At 38.7% G+C, this 16,737-nt stretch carries 13 protein-coding genes; 7 read left to right on the top strand and 6 right to left on the bottom strand.

Annotation, left to right across the window (positions count from 1 at the left end; genetic code table 11):
• Positions 1–177 precede the first annotated feature (177 nt).
• From DESYODRAFT_RS13770 to DESYODRAFT_RS13740, 7 genes are all read left to right on the top strand, one after another.
• On the top strand, positions 178–1,059 hold the full coding sequence (locus tag DESYODRAFT_RS13770) for an efflux RND transporter periplasmic adaptor subunit (protein WP_007784049.1): 882 nt from the start codon (positions 178–180) through the stop codon (positions 1,057–1,059).
• Complete coding sequence (locus DESYODRAFT_RS13765; RefSeq protein WP_007784048.1) at positions 1,059–1,742, top strand: ABC transporter ATP-binding protein; 684 nt, start codon at positions 1,059–1,061, stop codon at positions 1,740–1,742. Before DESYODRAFT_RS13770 ends, DESYODRAFT_RS13765 begins: the two co-directional genes overlap by 1 nt.
• Complete coding sequence (locus tag DESYODRAFT_RS13760) at positions 1,743–2,915, top strand: ABC transporter permease (RefSeq protein ID WP_007784046.1); 1,173 nt, start codon at positions 1,743–1,745, stop codon at positions 2,913–2,915.
• A 65-nt stretch (positions 2,916–2,980) separates the two neighbouring features.
• The gene (locus DESYODRAFT_RS13755; RefSeq protein ID WP_007784044.1) at positions 2,981–3,655 is read left to right on the top strand and encodes a response regulator transcription factor; all 675 of its coding nucleotides are present in this window, start codon (positions 2,981–2,983) and stop codon (positions 3,653–3,655) included.
• A complete protein-coding gene (locus tag DESYODRAFT_RS13750) occupies positions 3,652–4,725 on the top strand; it encodes a sensor histidine kinase (RefSeq protein ID WP_007784042.1) in 1,074 nt (357 codons plus the stop codon). Before DESYODRAFT_RS13755 ends, DESYODRAFT_RS13750 begins: the two co-directional genes overlap by 4 nt.
• A 92-nt stretch (positions 4,726–4,817) precedes the next feature.
• Entirely contained in the window at positions 4,818–5,396 is a 579-nt protein-coding gene (locus tag DESYODRAFT_RS13745; protein ID WP_007784039.1) for a Uma2 family endonuclease, read from the top strand.
• Between the two features lie 339 nt (positions 5,397–5,735).
• Entirely contained in the window at positions 5,736–5,948 is a 213-nt protein-coding gene (locus DESYODRAFT_RS13740) for a hypothetical protein (RefSeq protein WP_007784036.1), read from the top strand.
• 986 nt (positions 5,949–6,934) lie between these two features.
• Here DESYODRAFT_RS13740 and DESYODRAFT_RS13735 read toward each other — a convergent pair.
• The 6 genes from DESYODRAFT_RS13735 to DESYODRAFT_RS13710 are packed head-to-tail and all read right to left on the bottom strand — an operon-like array spanning position 6,935 to position 16,737.
• Complete coding sequence (locus tag DESYODRAFT_RS13735; RefSeq protein ID WP_007784033.1) at positions 6,935–7,186, bottom strand: tetratricopeptide repeat protein; 252 nt, start codon at positions 7,184–7,186, stop codon at positions 6,935–6,937.
• A complete protein-coding gene (locus DESYODRAFT_RS13730) occupies positions 7,164–8,420 on the bottom strand; it encodes a hypothetical protein (protein ID WP_007784032.1) in 1,257 nt (418 codons plus the stop codon). The genes DESYODRAFT_RS13735 and DESYODRAFT_RS13730 overlap by 23 nt, the downstream gene beginning before the upstream one ends.
• On the bottom strand, positions 8,420–9,715 hold the full coding sequence (locus tag DESYODRAFT_RS13725) for a hypothetical protein (protein ID WP_007784028.1): 1,296 nt from the start codon (positions 9,713–9,715) through the stop codon (positions 8,420–8,422). The genes DESYODRAFT_RS13730 and DESYODRAFT_RS13725 overlap by 1 nt, the downstream gene beginning before the upstream one ends.
• Positions 9,702–13,187, bottom strand: a complete 3,486-nt coding sequence (locus DESYODRAFT_RS13720) for a hypothetical protein (RefSeq protein WP_007784026.1) — start codon at positions 13,185–13,187, stop codon at positions 9,702–9,704. Before DESYODRAFT_RS13720 ends, DESYODRAFT_RS13725 begins: the two co-directional genes overlap by 14 nt.
• 9 nt (positions 13,188–13,196) lie before the next feature.
• Positions 13,197–15,119 (bottom strand): DUF6765 family protein, encoded by a 1,923-nt coding sequence (locus tag DESYODRAFT_RS13715; protein ID WP_007784023.1) that lies wholly within the window; start codon positions 15,117–15,119, stop codon positions 13,197–13,199.
• A complete protein-coding gene (locus DESYODRAFT_RS13710) occupies positions 15,109–16,737 on the bottom strand; it encodes a Hint domain-containing protein (protein WP_007784022.1) in 1,629 nt (542 codons plus the stop codon). Before DESYODRAFT_RS13710 ends, DESYODRAFT_RS13715 begins: the two co-directional genes overlap by 11 nt.

The following is a 16,737-nucleotide window of genomic DNA, read 5'->3' as shown; positions in this document are numbered from 1 at the left end:
CCCTTTCACGATCAACTATCGTAGGGAATCACGCTCAACTGATTAAGCTTGCATATTTTCTTGTACATATGTAGAAAACTGTAATTTGAGGATAAAGGTTCAAGTTCATATTGAATTCATACAACCGTATTAAGATTATTCATGTCTTCAATAAAAAAATGGAGGTTATCGTTAAAAATGAGCAAAAAAAGAAAATCAGCTCTTAAATGGATTGTGTTCGGGGTGATAGCTGCAACAGTTGTGGGGTTAGGAGTTACCTATATCAGGAAACCGGCACCATCTCCTTATGAAAGCGTAGTTGCTAAAACAGGAGATATTACAACCTATTATTCCTTCTCAGGAAATGTAGAGACAAAAGATCGTCAAACCGTGACTTCGGAAAAGGTTATGCAAATTTCGGAAATCAAAGTGAAAGAAGGGGAGCTCGTCAAAGAAGGGACTGTATTAATTAAAACTTCCGCCGGAGAAGAAATTAAGTCAAAAATACAGGGGGAAATAGTTAATATCAATGTTGAGGAAAAGGCACAAGTAATGGCCGGTACCAAACTATTAGAAGTCGTAGATTATGACAATCTTCAGATCAAAGTCAAAGTAGATGAGTATGACATCGGAGCTATTGAGAAAGGCAAGGAGGCAACGGTTAAATTAGGAGCAATAAACAAAGAAATAAAGGGTAAGATCAGCTCAATGTCTAAAGAAGGACAGATTACTAATGGGGTGACATTCTTTACGGCAATAATCGATCTTGAAAAGGATGAAAGTGTCAGAATCGGAATGTCTGCTGAGGTAAAAATTATTAGCAATCAAGTTAACGGGGTTGTCACATTGCCTATGACAGCACTTCAATTTAACGAGAATAATAAACCCTATATTCTTAAAAAAGATGAGAGTGGTGCGGAAACCAGGACTGAAGTTACTACCGGCCTCAATGATGGGATAGTCGTAGAAGTTAAAAGTGGTCTTGTAAGCGGAGAGACTGTTTACTATACCAAGACTTCAACCACGGAAGGAATGAATTTTCCCGGAGGCGGGATGAATAATACAGGGGGTGATGATTAATGCCAGAAGTCCTGAGTATGCAGAATATTTCCAAGAGCTACTATATGGGAGAAGAAGAGTTGGAAGTATTGCATAATGTTAACTTGACCGTAAATTCCGGCGAATTTCTATCCTTGCTCGGACCCTCAGGATCGGGGAAATCGACTATGATGAACATCATTGGCTGTTTGGACATGCCAACATCGGGAAAATATCTGCTCTCTGGCAATGATATTGAAGACCTCGACGAAACTGAACTTGCCTTTATTAGAAATAAAGAAATTGGCTTTGTATTTCAGAGCTTTCAGCTCCTGCCTCGCTTAAGCGCGCTTCAAAATGTAGAGCTTCCGTTGATTTATGCGGGCTTATCATCATCCGAACGAAAAGAACGTGCTATGAAAATGCTTGATCGGGTAGGTTTAGTTGAAAAAACAAAAAACTTACCGACACAGCTGTCCGGAGGTCAGCAACAACGTGTGGCAATTGCCCGTGCTTTGGTTACTGAGCCGACAATTTTGCTGGCTGATGAACCAACGGGTGCCTTAGATCAAAAAACAGGGACTCAGGTTATGGAGCTCTTTGAGGAATTGAATCATGACGGAAGAACAATAATTATGATTACCCACGATATCGGGATTGCGCGTCATGCCAAGAGGGTTGTCAATATTCTGGATGGACATTTGACGGAACAGGAGGTTCAGTAGATGCTGCTTGAGAGTATAAAAATGTCCTATGAAAATATTGTTAGAAATAAACTGCGTTCATTTTTGACAATGCTGGGTATTGTAATAGGAGTAGCATCAATTATTGCCTTAATTACGATTGTTCAGGGTGCAACAAATAGTATCAGTGATCAGGTCACTGAACTAGGTGCCAATAAAATCACTGTAAATGTAATGGGTACTCCTCTTAAACAAGGGCTTAATCAAGAGGATATGCTGAACATTTCAGAGGTAGAGAATATTAAAGGGGTATCTCCAACAATTTCAGGAAAGACCGGTGTCGTCTACGCCGGAAAGCTCCTGGAGAACGTTTCAGTTCAGGGTAAAAACGATGTGTATTTCAACATGGATTCCAGCTTGCTTAAGACCGGCAGGCCTATAAATAGTCTTGACTTAAACAGTAAAAATCAGGTTGCCATTATTGGCAGCGATATTATAGACAAACTTTATTATGGTGTCGATCCTCTTGGCAAAGATCTTGTTGTCAATGGTACCCATTTTACCGTAATTGGTACCTTAAAGGCTTCCAGTGGATTTAGTATGGGATCAAACAATGACTCTGTAATAATCCCCTATACTACAGCATTGCGAAGCCTGGGAGTAAAGAATATATCCAGTCTGGATGTATTTTTGGAGGATACTTCATTAGCTGATGATACTGTGACAGATATTAAAGGAGTGCTTAATCCGGCTTTTAACTATAAGGATAATGCCTATACTATTTTTAACATGGGGGACATGATCGAATCCTTTGAATCCATGATGTCCATGATGTCACTCCTGCTGGCTGGAATTGCTGGCATATCCCTTGTCGTAGGCGGTATTGGAATTATGAATATGATGCTTGTATCTATTACTGAGCGAACGACGGAAATAGGTTTGCGGAAAGCCTTAGGTGCAACACCCAATAGAATTCAGCTTCAATTTGTTATTGAGTCAATATTTCTCTCCCTAGTCGGTGGTCTTATTGGCTTGGTTCTGGGAGGTTTAATAGCTTACACTGCTGCAGCTTTAATTGGTATAGGATTTTCCCTTTCCCTGGCTACCATTGCACTTGCTGTAGGATTTTCCGGATTAGTAGGTATTGTATTCGGATATATGCCTGCAAGAAAAGCAAGTCAGTTAAATCCCATTGACGCACTGCGCAGTTTATAAGGATGGTGTCTGTCCCATTAATTTAGCCCCTAAAACATAGTTTTGGGGGCTAGGGAGGTTTAATCATGGTAAATATACTAATTGTCGACGATAACGACAGTATTCGGAAGCTATTGAAGATGTATTTGCTTCGTGATGGATACAATGTTTTTGCTGCTGCGGACGGTTTGGAGGCTTTAGACGTATTAGATAAAGAGCATATTGATCTCATAATTTTAGATATTATGATGCCTAACATGGACGGGTATAGTCTGGCTAAGGAACTTCGAGGCTTAAACTTTAATTTGCCCATTCTAATGATAACGGCTAAGGAAACCATTGAAGATAAGAAAAAAGGCTTTTCAGTGGGAAGCGACGATTATATGGTTAAACCCATCGATTTTGATGAAATGCTGCTGCGAGTCTCCGCCTTGCTTCGTCGAGCTAAGATTTCTAACGAGCATAAAATTGTTGTGGGTGATATTACTCTTGATTATGAGACCTTAACAGTAACAACAAAAACCGAAGCAATTCTACTTCCTCAAAAGGAGTTTTACCTATTATTCAAACTGCTTAATTATCCAAAAAGAATTTTCACGCGTCAAGAGCTAATGGATGAGATTTGGGGATTCGATAGCGACACGGACGAACGAACGGTAGATGTTCATATTAAAAGGCTTCGTGAGAAATTTGACAAGTATGAGGAATTCAAAATTATTACTATTAGAGGGCTAGGGTATAAGGTGGAAAAGTATCTATGAAAAAGCGATTGTTTTTCAATTCAATCTACATTAAATTTACCCTTATCTTTTTGGGAATTTGGTGGTTTTTAAATTCTCTAACTTTCGGCGTTATAATGTTGATTATGAGAAACAGTGTTTTTACAGAGCTGACAGTTGACCGGCAAGAATTTTACAATGAATTTCAAAGAATCAGGTTAGCAACCGGATTAACATTTCAGCTTAGCGCAGTAATCGGAACGATTATAATTCTATTGACTGTGAGAAAAATCATAAAACCAATAAAGCTTATTTCCGAGGCTTCCAAAGAGGTAGCCAAAGGTAACTTCGATACTCATGTAATGATCAAAAGTAAGGATGAAATTGGGCAGTTAGCCTCTGATTTTAATTTGATGGCTAAAGAACTAAAGAGCATAGATCATATTCATAAAGATTTTGTTTCCAATGTTTCACATGAATTCAAAACCCCTATTACCTCAATAAGAGGGTTTGCCAAGTTAATCAGAAATGGTCAACTATCCGACGAACAATTACAAGAGTACAGTGACATCATTGTGAATGAGAGCGAAAGGCTTTCTTTGCTGTCCACTAATTTATTGAAGCTTTCGGAATTGGATAGTAAAAGCATTCGAGAACAAGCAACTGTTTTTTCTCTTGATGAACAATTAAGGTCTTGTATTTTAATTCTGGAAGCGGATTGGATGGAGAAAAATATTAGGTTAGATATCAATCTGGAAAAAATAATTTATATAGGGAATGAACATCTGCTTCAGCAGGTATGGCTTAACCTAATTCAAAACGCCCTTAAATTTTCCAATCAAAATGGTTCACTCAGAGTTAATCTATATAGGAGCGAAGATATCATTAGAGTTGACATTGCCGATAATGGGAAAGGCATATCTGAGGAAGATAAGGAGAGAATTTTTGATCGTTTTTATAAGGCTGACAAATCACGCTCTAAAGAGGGTAATGGCTTAGGTCTCGCTATAGTGAAGAAGATTATTGAATTATCTAATGGGAAAATATATTTTAACAGTGAGCTAGGGAAAGGGTCGATTTTCACCGTTGAATTACCTATGGTTAAAAAGTAATGTTATAGTTACAAAATAAACTTTTTATCTGTTATCCATATATCGGATATGTTAAACTATTTAAAAGGAATTTTTTAACAGGGAGTGATTTTATGCCAATTCTGGAATCCAAGGAAAAATATACTTATGCTGATTACCTAACCTGGCCGGAAGGTGAACGTTGGGAAATCATCGACGGTGTACCTTATATGCAAGCTGCTCCTTCCTGGCAACACCAAGCTATATCCGGCAATATTTTCGGCCAATTCTACGAATACCTTAAAGGCAAGTCCTGTCAGATTTTTGCTGCTCCTTTTGACCTTTGTATTCCTGAATTTAATGAAAGTGATGAAAAAATCTCTAACGTTATCTCCCAGCCAGATATCGTTGTAATTTGTGATAAAAGTAAACTTAGAAAGACAGGTTTTTTTGGAGTGCCAGAATTAATCATCGAAATAATCTCACCTTCAACTGCAAGAACGGATAAAATAACGAAATTCAACAAATATGAAAAGGTCGGCGTAAAAGAATACTGGATTGTTGAACCGGAACAAAAGATCGTGAGCGTATTCTTGCTGCAGGAGAACAATAGATACGGTAGACCGAATGTATTTTCAGAAGAAGACCAAATTACAGTAAGTATCTTCCCGGATCTCGCAATAGATTTAAAGCCGGTTTTCACGGGTATTTAATCCTATGAATATCCACGATCGTGGAATTTGCAGAGAGTCTGTCTGCCTATGTCGGCCAAGGGTAAAGTTCACTGGCGTACTTACAGGAAAAAGAAAAAACGAAGTTAGTCTAAAAGGGGGGGGAGATACAACCATTCTCCCTGGGGTAACACTAATTTTTGTAGGTCTGTTGATTAGGGAGTGAGAATAAATTAAATAAATATTCATAGTTTTTTAGTCTTTATAGAGGAATATGTGAACAAATGAAGAATGGTTTAGGATGAGAAAATTGAATATTGAATGACTCTTTCATGTTAAACTTAGCCTTAATACAGTCATGGGAAGAAGGGGGAACTTATTATGGTTTGGCTCGATGTTGATCAACCAGCTAAAAAGTGTACCTTACACATGAATGATAATTGCTCCTACTTACAAAAAAAGAGTGAGACACTGTATAAAGGAATAGGCGATTTGAAACGAGATGGCGGATGGTTGAGTTTTACTGATCCTAAACTAGCAAAATTATATCATCAAATCAATTGGCCAGATTATCAATTCATTGATCATTGTTGAAATTTACGAAGGCAAATTATATATTGCTTAACGAAAATTTTTATCGGCAGATTTGGATCGTGACTCTATTCAAAAAATCACTGTTTATTTATCTGCAGTGATTTTTGTTTTTTGTAATGACTTCAAAGGTTAATAAGAATATTATTTTGGGTCCTATAATAGATATTATGTAAAGTAGAGTGTGTTTTATCGCAGGGGGCTATACAGATAATAGCCTGAAAAGCTCGATGCGGGTTTACAGGATTTATAAACGCAATTTATCCTTCTCAGCGATTTTCTGGCTATCTGTGATTTTTTAATTAGGTATGCACATTGGGCATTTAGATAAACTCAAATGATAATTAAACATCGGGTTTGGGACTATCGTTATCCATCGGATCTTTTGTCAGAGTCCTATATATAGGACTGAAAAACTAGCCGCTAGAAACCTCTGTATGGCTTTTGAAATAGTTGCCTAGTGTGTGGAATACCATCTGATCCGAGAAAACTGTGGCCACAGGTGCCATACAAAGCGTTGAAAGTGTTAATAATACGATTCAGAACTTTATATTGTTAAATTGTGATGCATGACTAAACGAATTGGATTCTCTAGGGTTATTAGCAATGACTTATTAAAATATTCCTGACCACTTGCACTATCAACTATGCGTTAAATGACTATTTAGTGAAGAGTTAATATTAAGTGCTTTTCTTCTTATTCTTTCGCGTATTAAGTCTTCCAACTGTAGTTGGATTTTCTATATGTTCATCTTAACATTTAAGCTAATCGTCAGTATAATACGGTACTTCTTTAACTTGTTCCTTAGCTTATAGAGTGGTTTACAATAAGAAGACATTATCATCCCCTACCCCATTTGCAATAAGTATTAAACATTATTTCATAAACATCTTTTCAGGTTCTTGTATGGATTTCACTCTTTAATAAATTCATTTGATTGACAACTACAAAGCTTTATCATATGTCTAATCGATACAGCCTATCTCCTCTACAGTACCTCCTTGCTCTGCAGATCTCCCAATCTTTTTAGGGCAAGGCCCATATTCTTATGAACTTCAATATTATCTGGTGACAGCAATAAGATTTTATCATATGCTTCAATGGCCTGGGTATAACTTTCCCATGCTTTTTGATGCTTCGATAAACGGCGCTGTAGTTCTTCCGAATTTTTGAAAGTCAGGCCTTTATTGTTATTAGCGTGTGATTTTGAGTTTTCATTAAACACTATACACGTTGTCAATTTTCTGCCCACCATTACCAGTACATAAAAACCTAACTGTCAGCGCATTGCCAGACGAATCTGTGAACGTAATGTTTCCGGTTTGCTGATCTTGGCTTCTAACAATACCATCCGATGTCATGATTTTACTGGAAGTGTTGTTTAGTATAATCCAGCTCAAGGTGTACTGATAGCTTCCATCCGATTTTTTTGATCTGTAAAAAACGACATTTTTAACTTCTAAGAAGTCTGTTATGTTAATGGTAATTGTCTGCTTTATCAATCCATTTGGACCTTTACAGCATAGAGTATAATCCGTTGACTTCAGTGTTGGCACCACATTGAATACTTTGCTTGTTAACCGCCCTATGCCTTGATTCATAAAGATGCTATAACAGTTCAGAACATCGTATTCGAAGGTGACGCAGTCACCATAACGAATTTTGTTGTCCTTGGCACTACAGGTGAACAAGCGAATAATAGGCGTTTCAATATATACTGTAGCGGACCTGCTCACTTGTTGATCATCGCCTATTGCATAAATCATAAATTCAGTGTCTTCTGTTACGCTTGTTTGAATACTCCCAGTCTTACTGACTTCAAGATCACCTGGGGTCAGTATACACTTAACGGCGTCACCTCCAACAACCCAGCTCAGCTTAATAGTGTCTCCTACGGCTGCTCTTGCAGGTGTTGCTTCAAAAGACACGACTTCTAATAGCATTCTTTTTTTGAAACACGCCAGAAAATCGGTGCCATTGGCATTTTCTCCTTCTTCCATAAAAATGGAAGTAAAATCCACAGCCACATAGACCATTTTTTCTAAGCTGCCGTAAGTCACCATATTGGTTATACTAAAATACATTTTCTCTCTCGGCTCAAATGTATAGCCTGCTGTAGGAAACAGCTTGAAATAGACACCGTACTGGTTTTTATCATATGCCTTTTCTACATTCCAATTGTAAGGTGCATAACATACAAAATCATTGGCAAGACTTTCTGTCGTTAAATAAGCCTCTCCATCGCCTAAAGGAAAGTACACATATATGACTGAAATGTTGTGCTGCTCTACGCCAATGTCTGGTATGGGGTCACCGTCTTTTAGGTTATTTATGAAACTGATGCTTTTCACACAACTGACATTTTCAATTTCGACGTTAATTTGATTGCGAATTTGTATGTCCTTATCACATGTCTTTTCACTGAGCATAAGCCACTTTGACCCGCAAATTTGTCCCTGAATATACCGATCCACTAAAATGCCTCCTTCTTTAGAACGAGGTCGGGGTAACGGTTTCCGCTGCTTTGCGTTAAGCAGAGCTTTGCTGAAACCACTGGGCGATTAGACGTATATTCAAAATCACCGCTGCAAACCTGCGAGACTTTGTACCATGTATCATTGTCTAGAGAAATGTAAAGCTCCCCTTGATTTACATTGTTTGTCTGCCAAGTAAATGTTGTGTAGAAGTAGTCCGGGTATGCCTGGCATTCATAATCAAAAATCTGAGGTGTGTTAAAAGCTCTGCCTTGAAGGCTAATCGCCTTAAAAAGGGTGTATGAACTGCCCTTAGCTTTCAAAGTTGCTTGTTGGAATTCACCTATTGGTACCACAAAATTCCCACAGGCATCAACGTCTTTTTGAATGTTACCGGTTTTTAAAGTTAATGAAGCGCTGTATGCCGATTCCCAGGAAAGTGTCCGACTTTTAACGTCATAATTGAAGCTTTTTAGTTTAGGCGGTGAAACATAAACATTGGCTGCCGAGTCGATATTAAAGCCACTCCCTTCAACGTTGAGCATATAGGACATATTGCGATTCACATGAACTTTTAACTCAGGCGATGGCATTTTAAAAATGTTTATGCCCTCTGGCAATATTTTTCCGGAACTTGCGCCTCTGACATCCCATTTTAAAGTTACTTCCTCATTCAGCCCTGCGGTTGACGGCATTGGTATGTACCTACAAACTTGCGGTACTGCTTTGACCTTCTGAATTGGAAACATTTTAATGACGTCTTGAATGCCTACAACGTTTGAAATTTCGGCGTAAACATAGGTCAATCCCTCTGGGCAATAAGATTGAATGTTTTTGCATTTAAAATAGACGCTAATCAGCGTTTCTATAACCTTTTGTTTATAACAACTGATGACAAAACTTAAATGTCTGTCTTCAACCACACCTTCTGCTACTGACCAATCATCGGATTCCGTTTCGAACGTTATAAGCTTCCCGCGTTCTGCGTCAATGAAATCACCCATGGTGCTGCCATAGGGAAGGAAAAATCGAATGTACGAAGTGTCTTCCACTCCCTCACCATTTTGCAGTTTCTTTAGAATAGCTTCTGCTGTCAGCATTTTGGGATTTTTGAAGGTAATGTTATGCACTCGATCTGGGTTCATGAGTTGAAAAACAAGATTGGATATGACGGGTTGATCTTTTAAAATAATATCTTGTGTATTCACATAAATGCGATTGTCATTAACATCCATTAAATACAAGCAATTGTCAACGCCTTCAATCGTTTCTGCTAGTGCTTCATTTTGTTTCATGGTTCTCACCTGCTTTCAGTTTCAAAAAACCTTCTGCAATACCTATAGGGTCTTTTGCTAAAAATGCGTTTCCATTTGCAGGATACAGATCAGAAGTCTCATACCATTTGTCATCTCCCAACGGCACAATAAACGACCAAGCTCTGTCAGGTATGTTGGCATAGGGCATAACCAGCGGCTCATTACCAACCAATATTGGACCTGTATAAAGTGTTAAATAAAGTGAGTTAAGCGCGGTCTCAATTCGATTTTGAGGAATGCGCTGTGTCATAACCGGCAGCATACCTGAAATGAGATTCATAGTTTGAAGCGGGTCAATGAGCACTGTCAGCGTCTGATTCTTGCCTGAAACTGCCATTGGAATGTCTGCCTTATTGTTTTTATTAAAGTAGTCAGAGGTTTCTTCTTGGCAATATATGCTGTTGAACTGAGCATACGTTTTCTGACCATTTTCGATAAAGAAACCAATAACACCATCTTCTAAATGGTCTCTTTCCCCTACAACAAGTGGCATTTTAAAAGACTCAATAGACGTCGGCGGAATAGGTACAGGGGTTTTTGTATTGCTCTCAAGCACCTTGAACCGAGCTAAAGGTCCCTCTTGCACAATGCTCATGCGTGCTCTTGCCAAAACAAGGGGTCTGCCTATGTATAGACTTAAACCAGTGCTTTGAGCGCCCCCACTGCCTTGTATGTCCCAAAAGGATGAATCGATAATGCCAAGGAGTGGTGTTAAAACGTTTTCGTGTTGACTGCTTCTAGACAAAATTTCATCTGCAAATGCTTTTATTTCACGCTGCATGATTGGAATTTCAGAGTGTCCGGCAGCTGGTCTCAACATGACAGGACTGTCTTTAAAGCCTGTGACGACCAGACTGCCTAACATTTGACCGCTTTCGTCATAGAGCATTAAGCTTTGGTCAATATGATTGGGAATTACCCATCCGCAAATTGGGGTGTCCTTAAGACTAAAGTCGCATGGCGCATTTGTTTTTGAGTCTAAAAAGTCGAACTGCAGCTTTGTAGACTGCATGAATCTTGGCGGCAGCATGACATAAGTCCCATGTTTACCCTTCTCTGGGCTTAGGTCTTCTGAAATTGCCAGAGACTTACATTCAACATTTTGAAATTCTCCAAAAGTATCTATCAGTCTGATTTTGTCGAATTTAAAGAACCCGCCGCGTAAAGGCGAAAAGAAGCTGTTGAAAATAGGTTTCTCAATAATGAAGTCAGAAAGTGCCTGCCTTACGGCGTCAGCAAGATCTACACTTCCATTTTTGTAGATGATTGCCGGAAACCGGAGTACCAATAAATTCATGAGAAATCTGTCATTAAAGCTGTCCAGCATCTGCGATAATACTCCCAGTTCATTAAGTCCTTTTAATCGGTTTAAATCATGATCCGCTAGGTATTTCTGAACCCTTTCATAAAGCAAATCCGTCACCTGCGGGGTTAACAGTATGCGACCCTCTAAGGTTACAGGCTGGTCTGTAGTGACTGCTTCACCTATATAAGTATAATCACTGTCCTGCAGTTTCCAATTTTTCAAGCTGGGTTGACTGGTTAAAAGCTCTTTGTCAGGATAATAAAGCCCTCTCCAGTAAAGCATTATGGGTTCCCAATTCATACCCTCCCAAAAATTCATGCAGTTAGCATCTGGGTAGATTTTGCCGGTTTCACTAAAGGGTGTTTTTTGGGTTGTTAATATTTCTTGAAGAAGATAGGCTCTTTCAGCGGCTGTAAGATTTTGAATGCCAGTCTTATTGATAATACTTTCTAAAATAAAGCTGCTATTACAACCCAGAAAAAGCGCACTTTCCAGTAACACTTCTTTACACTCACCCACTAATGCGTCGGGTTTTATAAGGTCGGTTCTTTGGATTTGAACTGCATAGTCTTGTCCCCTAAGTTTAAAGGCAATTGGCAGGTAGTCCAGCGTGTCGCTGATGCTTCTGCAAATTAACGGGTCGTCTTTTCCGTCTTCATTCTTGGGCTTAAAAACATGATTTCTTTCGACGCCTGAAAGTAGCAAAACAGGCGCATTAGGCTCAAAATACCGATCACCCGCTGTTTTCTGAGCTTCATAATTGTTTTTCAAATCCTCATTTAGCTGCTGAGTCAAGAACTCTATTTGTTTTTGGAGTTCTTGAATTTGATCGTTTAGCTGTTGGCTCTTTTCAAAAAGAGTTTTAAGCATTTCTTCGTACGTTTTCATCCATTTTTGAGCTGCGGCTTTGTCTGCCGGTGGAAAAAGTATTAATGATTTTAGAACGTACTTTGACCAAATATCGTTTATTTCAGATTTTGTGGCATTAAGCTCGTAAATCGATTGTGTACGCTCACTTTCTAGTCTTTTCAACCTGTCATAATAACGTTTGTCAAGGGCAGGTATGTCGGGCAGCTCTTGATAGTCCTTACTGTTTAACAAACTCTGCAAGGTATAGATTTTCTCTTCGCTTTTGGTGATAAAGCGCTGTTCATGCTCTGAATAATTCGATTTGAATACACCGTTTAATTCCGTCAACTCATGAACTTTATTGTTGAGCAGAACCTTCATCAGATTTTCGTTTTTTAAAGAACTGCTTTTTAGCGCTGAAAGAGCTTCGGCAGACGTGTTGCCGACCGCTAGCTCAGGCGATTTTAACCCACGGATAAAGGGACCGTTATAATCTACCAAATCCGATTCCCAACTGATATTGGTTATAAATCCATGTAAAAATGGTTTTGCCGGAAATGCTGCGGCTGCACTAGGCTTCCAGTTGTAAAGCCCTAAGCACTCATCAGCATCCTTGACAATGAGCGCTTCGCCTTCATAATAGCCTCTAATGCTGTAACTAATGTCAGCATTTTCAATCCTTTTTTGGTTGTCATCCAGTAAATCATCGTAAAAACCAAATACGTTTCGGCAATAAGAATACACGACTGAAAACACAGGATTACCGCTGTTTATGGTTGTTAACACATCTACCGAAGTTTCTGCTTTACTAACAACCGTACCATATGGGTAAACTCTTCCTAAAAATCTGTAAGGCAGCTGACTGTCTTGAAGGTACGGATAACTACAACTGTCATCGTTATAGTTTTCGGGTGTGCAGGTTAATTGTAAAACATCGCTTTCCACAAGCCAGTTTTTAACGCTTACGGTTGATTCGTTTTTCATTTTCCATAATCGAGTAATTATATAGCGATTTGGCACTCTCGGATAAACAGGTGGTTCTTCGGGGGATGCTTGAATGCCTTGTCTAAGACTCTTTGGAATAAACCAATGCACGTGAATGCCTGGTTTTTCAGTGGTTTTGTCTGACATAAGCTCAGATGGAACTAAATCGCCTAATGGGTTTAGCTTTATTCTTGTAAAATCGTCCGCTAAGTTGGTAAAAACCGTTGGTACAGGGGATTTACCCACCCGCAGGGCGTAAACTTTCATAGGTACAAGTAACGTACTCATCTCAGAGTTTATTAGTTTCTTCATCGCTAAGTCCTATTGGAAGTCCCAGAAGAAGTCAATGTTTTTACTAAGCGGTGCTCCATCTTTAGACTTAAGCGTTATAATTCTATAGCCTTCTTCGTCTGATGAAATGACTTCTAATTGAACGTCCAATTCAAAGATTAGACTTGCTTTTCGCAATGTGTAAGGCTTTGTCAGAATATGATTTTTCCATTCTTCTGTCGCTTTAATGCTAAAGCTTCCTGCTTCCTTGTCCACTTTTGTGTTGATGTATTTTTTATTGTTGCAATAAGTCAGAACCTTGTCAGGCGACTCTTTAAGGGTGAAGGAATAGTTGTCCAATTTAAGTATTTTATAATGCTCAATCAACTGCAGCTCAAACTCAATTGGCAAATACAAATCCAGCTGTTGCGAACCGTCTTGAGCGGTATAATTGTCATTTAGTGGATATTTGTAGTTGCCAATGCCGCTGTCTGTTCCATTAATAACTTGAACCACTTCTTTGCCTGTGCTGCTGCAAGGGTGAACGAGATTTTTAGTTGCAATAATGCTGTTGTTGCCTTTAATTTTAAGGCTGTTAGAATAAGTGGAGCTCTTGTTTATGCCATTTTCTTTCCAGGAAAAATCGATGTTCAGATCATATTCTTTGTCGTCTAAAGGAATGGGAAGGGTAAAATCCATTTTGAACTTGGAAGTATTCTTAAACTGGTGTTCTTTTGTGACAATCTGAATCCCGGAAGGTGATTCTGTCACAGTTAAAACAACACCTATACAGTCCAGCTTTTTGCTGAGGGACACATTTGTATTCACAGTTAAGTCTGTACCGTCAAAATTAGGGTTTTCTACTTCACAAGAAATTTGAGCAGTTGAGAATCCGTGGGTTTCCATTGACACACCTCCAGATTTTATAACACTTTTTCTAATATGATCGACTGTCACTAAGAAATCGAAATACCCTTGTTTCTCAGGATTGTTAAGGTCTTCCAGCCTTACAAGGCTTGTTTTACAAGCTTCTGCTTCATAATGGTATTGGAATGGCGTCACTTTAGACCACCACTCTTGTAAATCGTTTATGCTCGTATAGTTTGTGTTTAAAGCTTTTTGCAAGTTTGGATAAACACTGTTCTCCCAATCCTGCTGTGACGGTCTTTTATTTTTGAACAGCATTAAGAAGTTATAGACCCCACGACCAGCTTTCTTAAAAATAGGCTCATTCACCCGCGTTAGACTTTTGCGTTTGTCTATTGTATTTTGAGCAAAAAACTGAACGTTATAATCGCTATCGGCGCCTCCAAGCCTTACACTGCCTACATTTGGATAATCCTTGTATTTATCAGGTGTATAATGGCTGGTTATATTTTCATAAGTAACCGAGTTGTACGCTTCGTTGAGGATAAGCGCATTTTTATCGGCTGTGTAGCCATTGAAGGGCTCGTGAATAAAGGTATTAGACAAAATATGCATCAGTATGCCAAGTCGAACAAGGGCATTCTTCTGAGGGTGAGTCAGACTGGAGTCTTCCAGTCCATTCTCTTCAGGTGTCGAGTACAAATCCTTGGCATCCTTGAAAAATTTAGCAAAAAGATCATTGTCGCCAATATCTGAAATTGGTTTGACCAGGTAATCTGTGTCGTCTTCAATTTGATACGCTGGAAAGTACTCAAAGGGAATCAATATTTTTTCTTGAAGGTCTTTGTCGCTTAAGGCTTTTAAGTCGTCATAGCTTTCAAGTGCGGTTAAAAGAAGTGGTACAGTACAATGGTCTCCACTGCCCGTAAAGAGGTTGTTGTCAATAATCCTTTGAGACAAGCTCGCATAATTGGTATAAATTTTCGCATCTTGATTGTTGTCACTAATAAACTGACACATTGAAGAAACCAGTTGAGCTTCTTCATCGGTATAACCCACTACGCTGGCAACATATTTAACTGCGAAATATTGAAAGTTAATCTTCATATTGAGTGATCTCCTTTATTGAATTTTGGAGGATATAGTCGCCTATATACATTCCATTGCCAATAATGACTTGATTATTGGCAAATTGGAAATTGTAAACGGTGTCGTTATAGTCAACCTCGTTATTTTGAATGACACTTTCAAGACCATCTACTGTTCTGATCTTCATGCCCACTAATAACTGAAAGGCAGGCAGCAGACCATTTTCCGAATAGATGATGTGGTCCTTGGTCATTTTGATGGATTTGCCGCTGTCTGTGATGATTTCTTGAATCTTCCCTTGAGGCCCTTTGTATATATTGGTTAGTTTTGCCCCTGTCCCATTACGAGTCATAATTAAATTTTCCATTGTCACGTACTGGGCTTCCTTAAATGTGCCATCTGCTAAGGTTATGAGGGTTTCTTTGGCAACACAGCCCCATTGAATCCAAATTTTTGGACATTGAAGATTCAGTCTGTCGTATAAGTCGCCATAGCTTTTTACCGAAACACCGATAGGCAGCGAAGAAAACTCATCCGTAATGAGTACTTTAAAAGAACCGTAGAAGTCAACATTGGTATTGGGTTGGTAGCCAAGCTTTGAGTTGTCTATGATGTTGCGCCAAGAATCCGGAAAAATGAAGGTCATTTTCGTACATTGATTTTGGCTGTTAAAAGCATCTTTTCTTTGAATAATTTCTGAGTAATTTGCAAAGGCACGAATTTGACCATTGACTACATTTGTAAGCCACAAATCATAGCCATACTCTTCAGCCATACCGTCAATCCAGAAGCCGTCATTTGCCTCAACGGTCACTGAAAACGGCATTCTGACCAATATTTTTTCATGCTTGTCATCTATAAATGGATCATATGGATAAGAATAGTCGTAGTTTGGTATAACGCCATCTCTTAAATAAGACACTTGAACTTTATCGTGATTAGGGTCCTTTTTATGTTTTTCTTGAATGACTGGCGCATTGACTGTAAAACTCTTGATCATGTCTTTGTTGCTTTTAACCATAAAACTGTCTTGCTTTGTAACATAAGCATTCAATTTAAGCTCAGTAGACCCCCCGCTTTGATGCTCCTCAGAACAATAAAAGGTACTAATAATTAAAAATTGCCTTGGTTTATCCTGTACCAGTTTTGAGTAATCAGCGGTTATTATGCCGTTATAGAGATTCGTATTGTCTACATACTCCTCAAGTGTGCTTAAGAGCATATTTAAGGTAACATCACGAAACTCCGTAACAACTTTAATCCTCTTTTTGGTGTTGATATAGTCTGCTCTAATTTCAGCCAGCCCTGTGCCTGCCGGATCATTTCCGTCGTTTACATCGTTTGAAACTGAGTGCCTTTCTCTAACTAAAAGGTTTTCAATCGCCATTTGATTGTCTGGCCCATCATGGTAACCATCGTTTCGAAATAGCTCTGTTTTTACTTTTTTCTCTTTTCTTAATTTTTTCAAAACCCCTATAAGCTCCGGGTTTTCTTCTTCAAATTTCTTCAACCCACCCACTTGCTCTGTAAAAAATTTATAGTGATTCTCATTTGAAAAATCCAGTTCCAGATAGCCAATTCTTGGATCAATTTCTTTTAAGACCTTATTTTTAAGATCAGATAACGATGGATACAC

This window comes from Desulfosporosinus youngiae DSM 17734 (assembly GCF_000244895.1).
GTDB lineage: Bacteria > Bacillota > Desulfitobacteriia > Desulfitobacteriales > Desulfitobacteriaceae > Desulfosporosinus > Desulfosporosinus youngiae.
The sequence above is the reverse complement of the archived record's forward strand: the minus strand, read 5'-3'. Positions and strand labels throughout refer to the sequence as shown.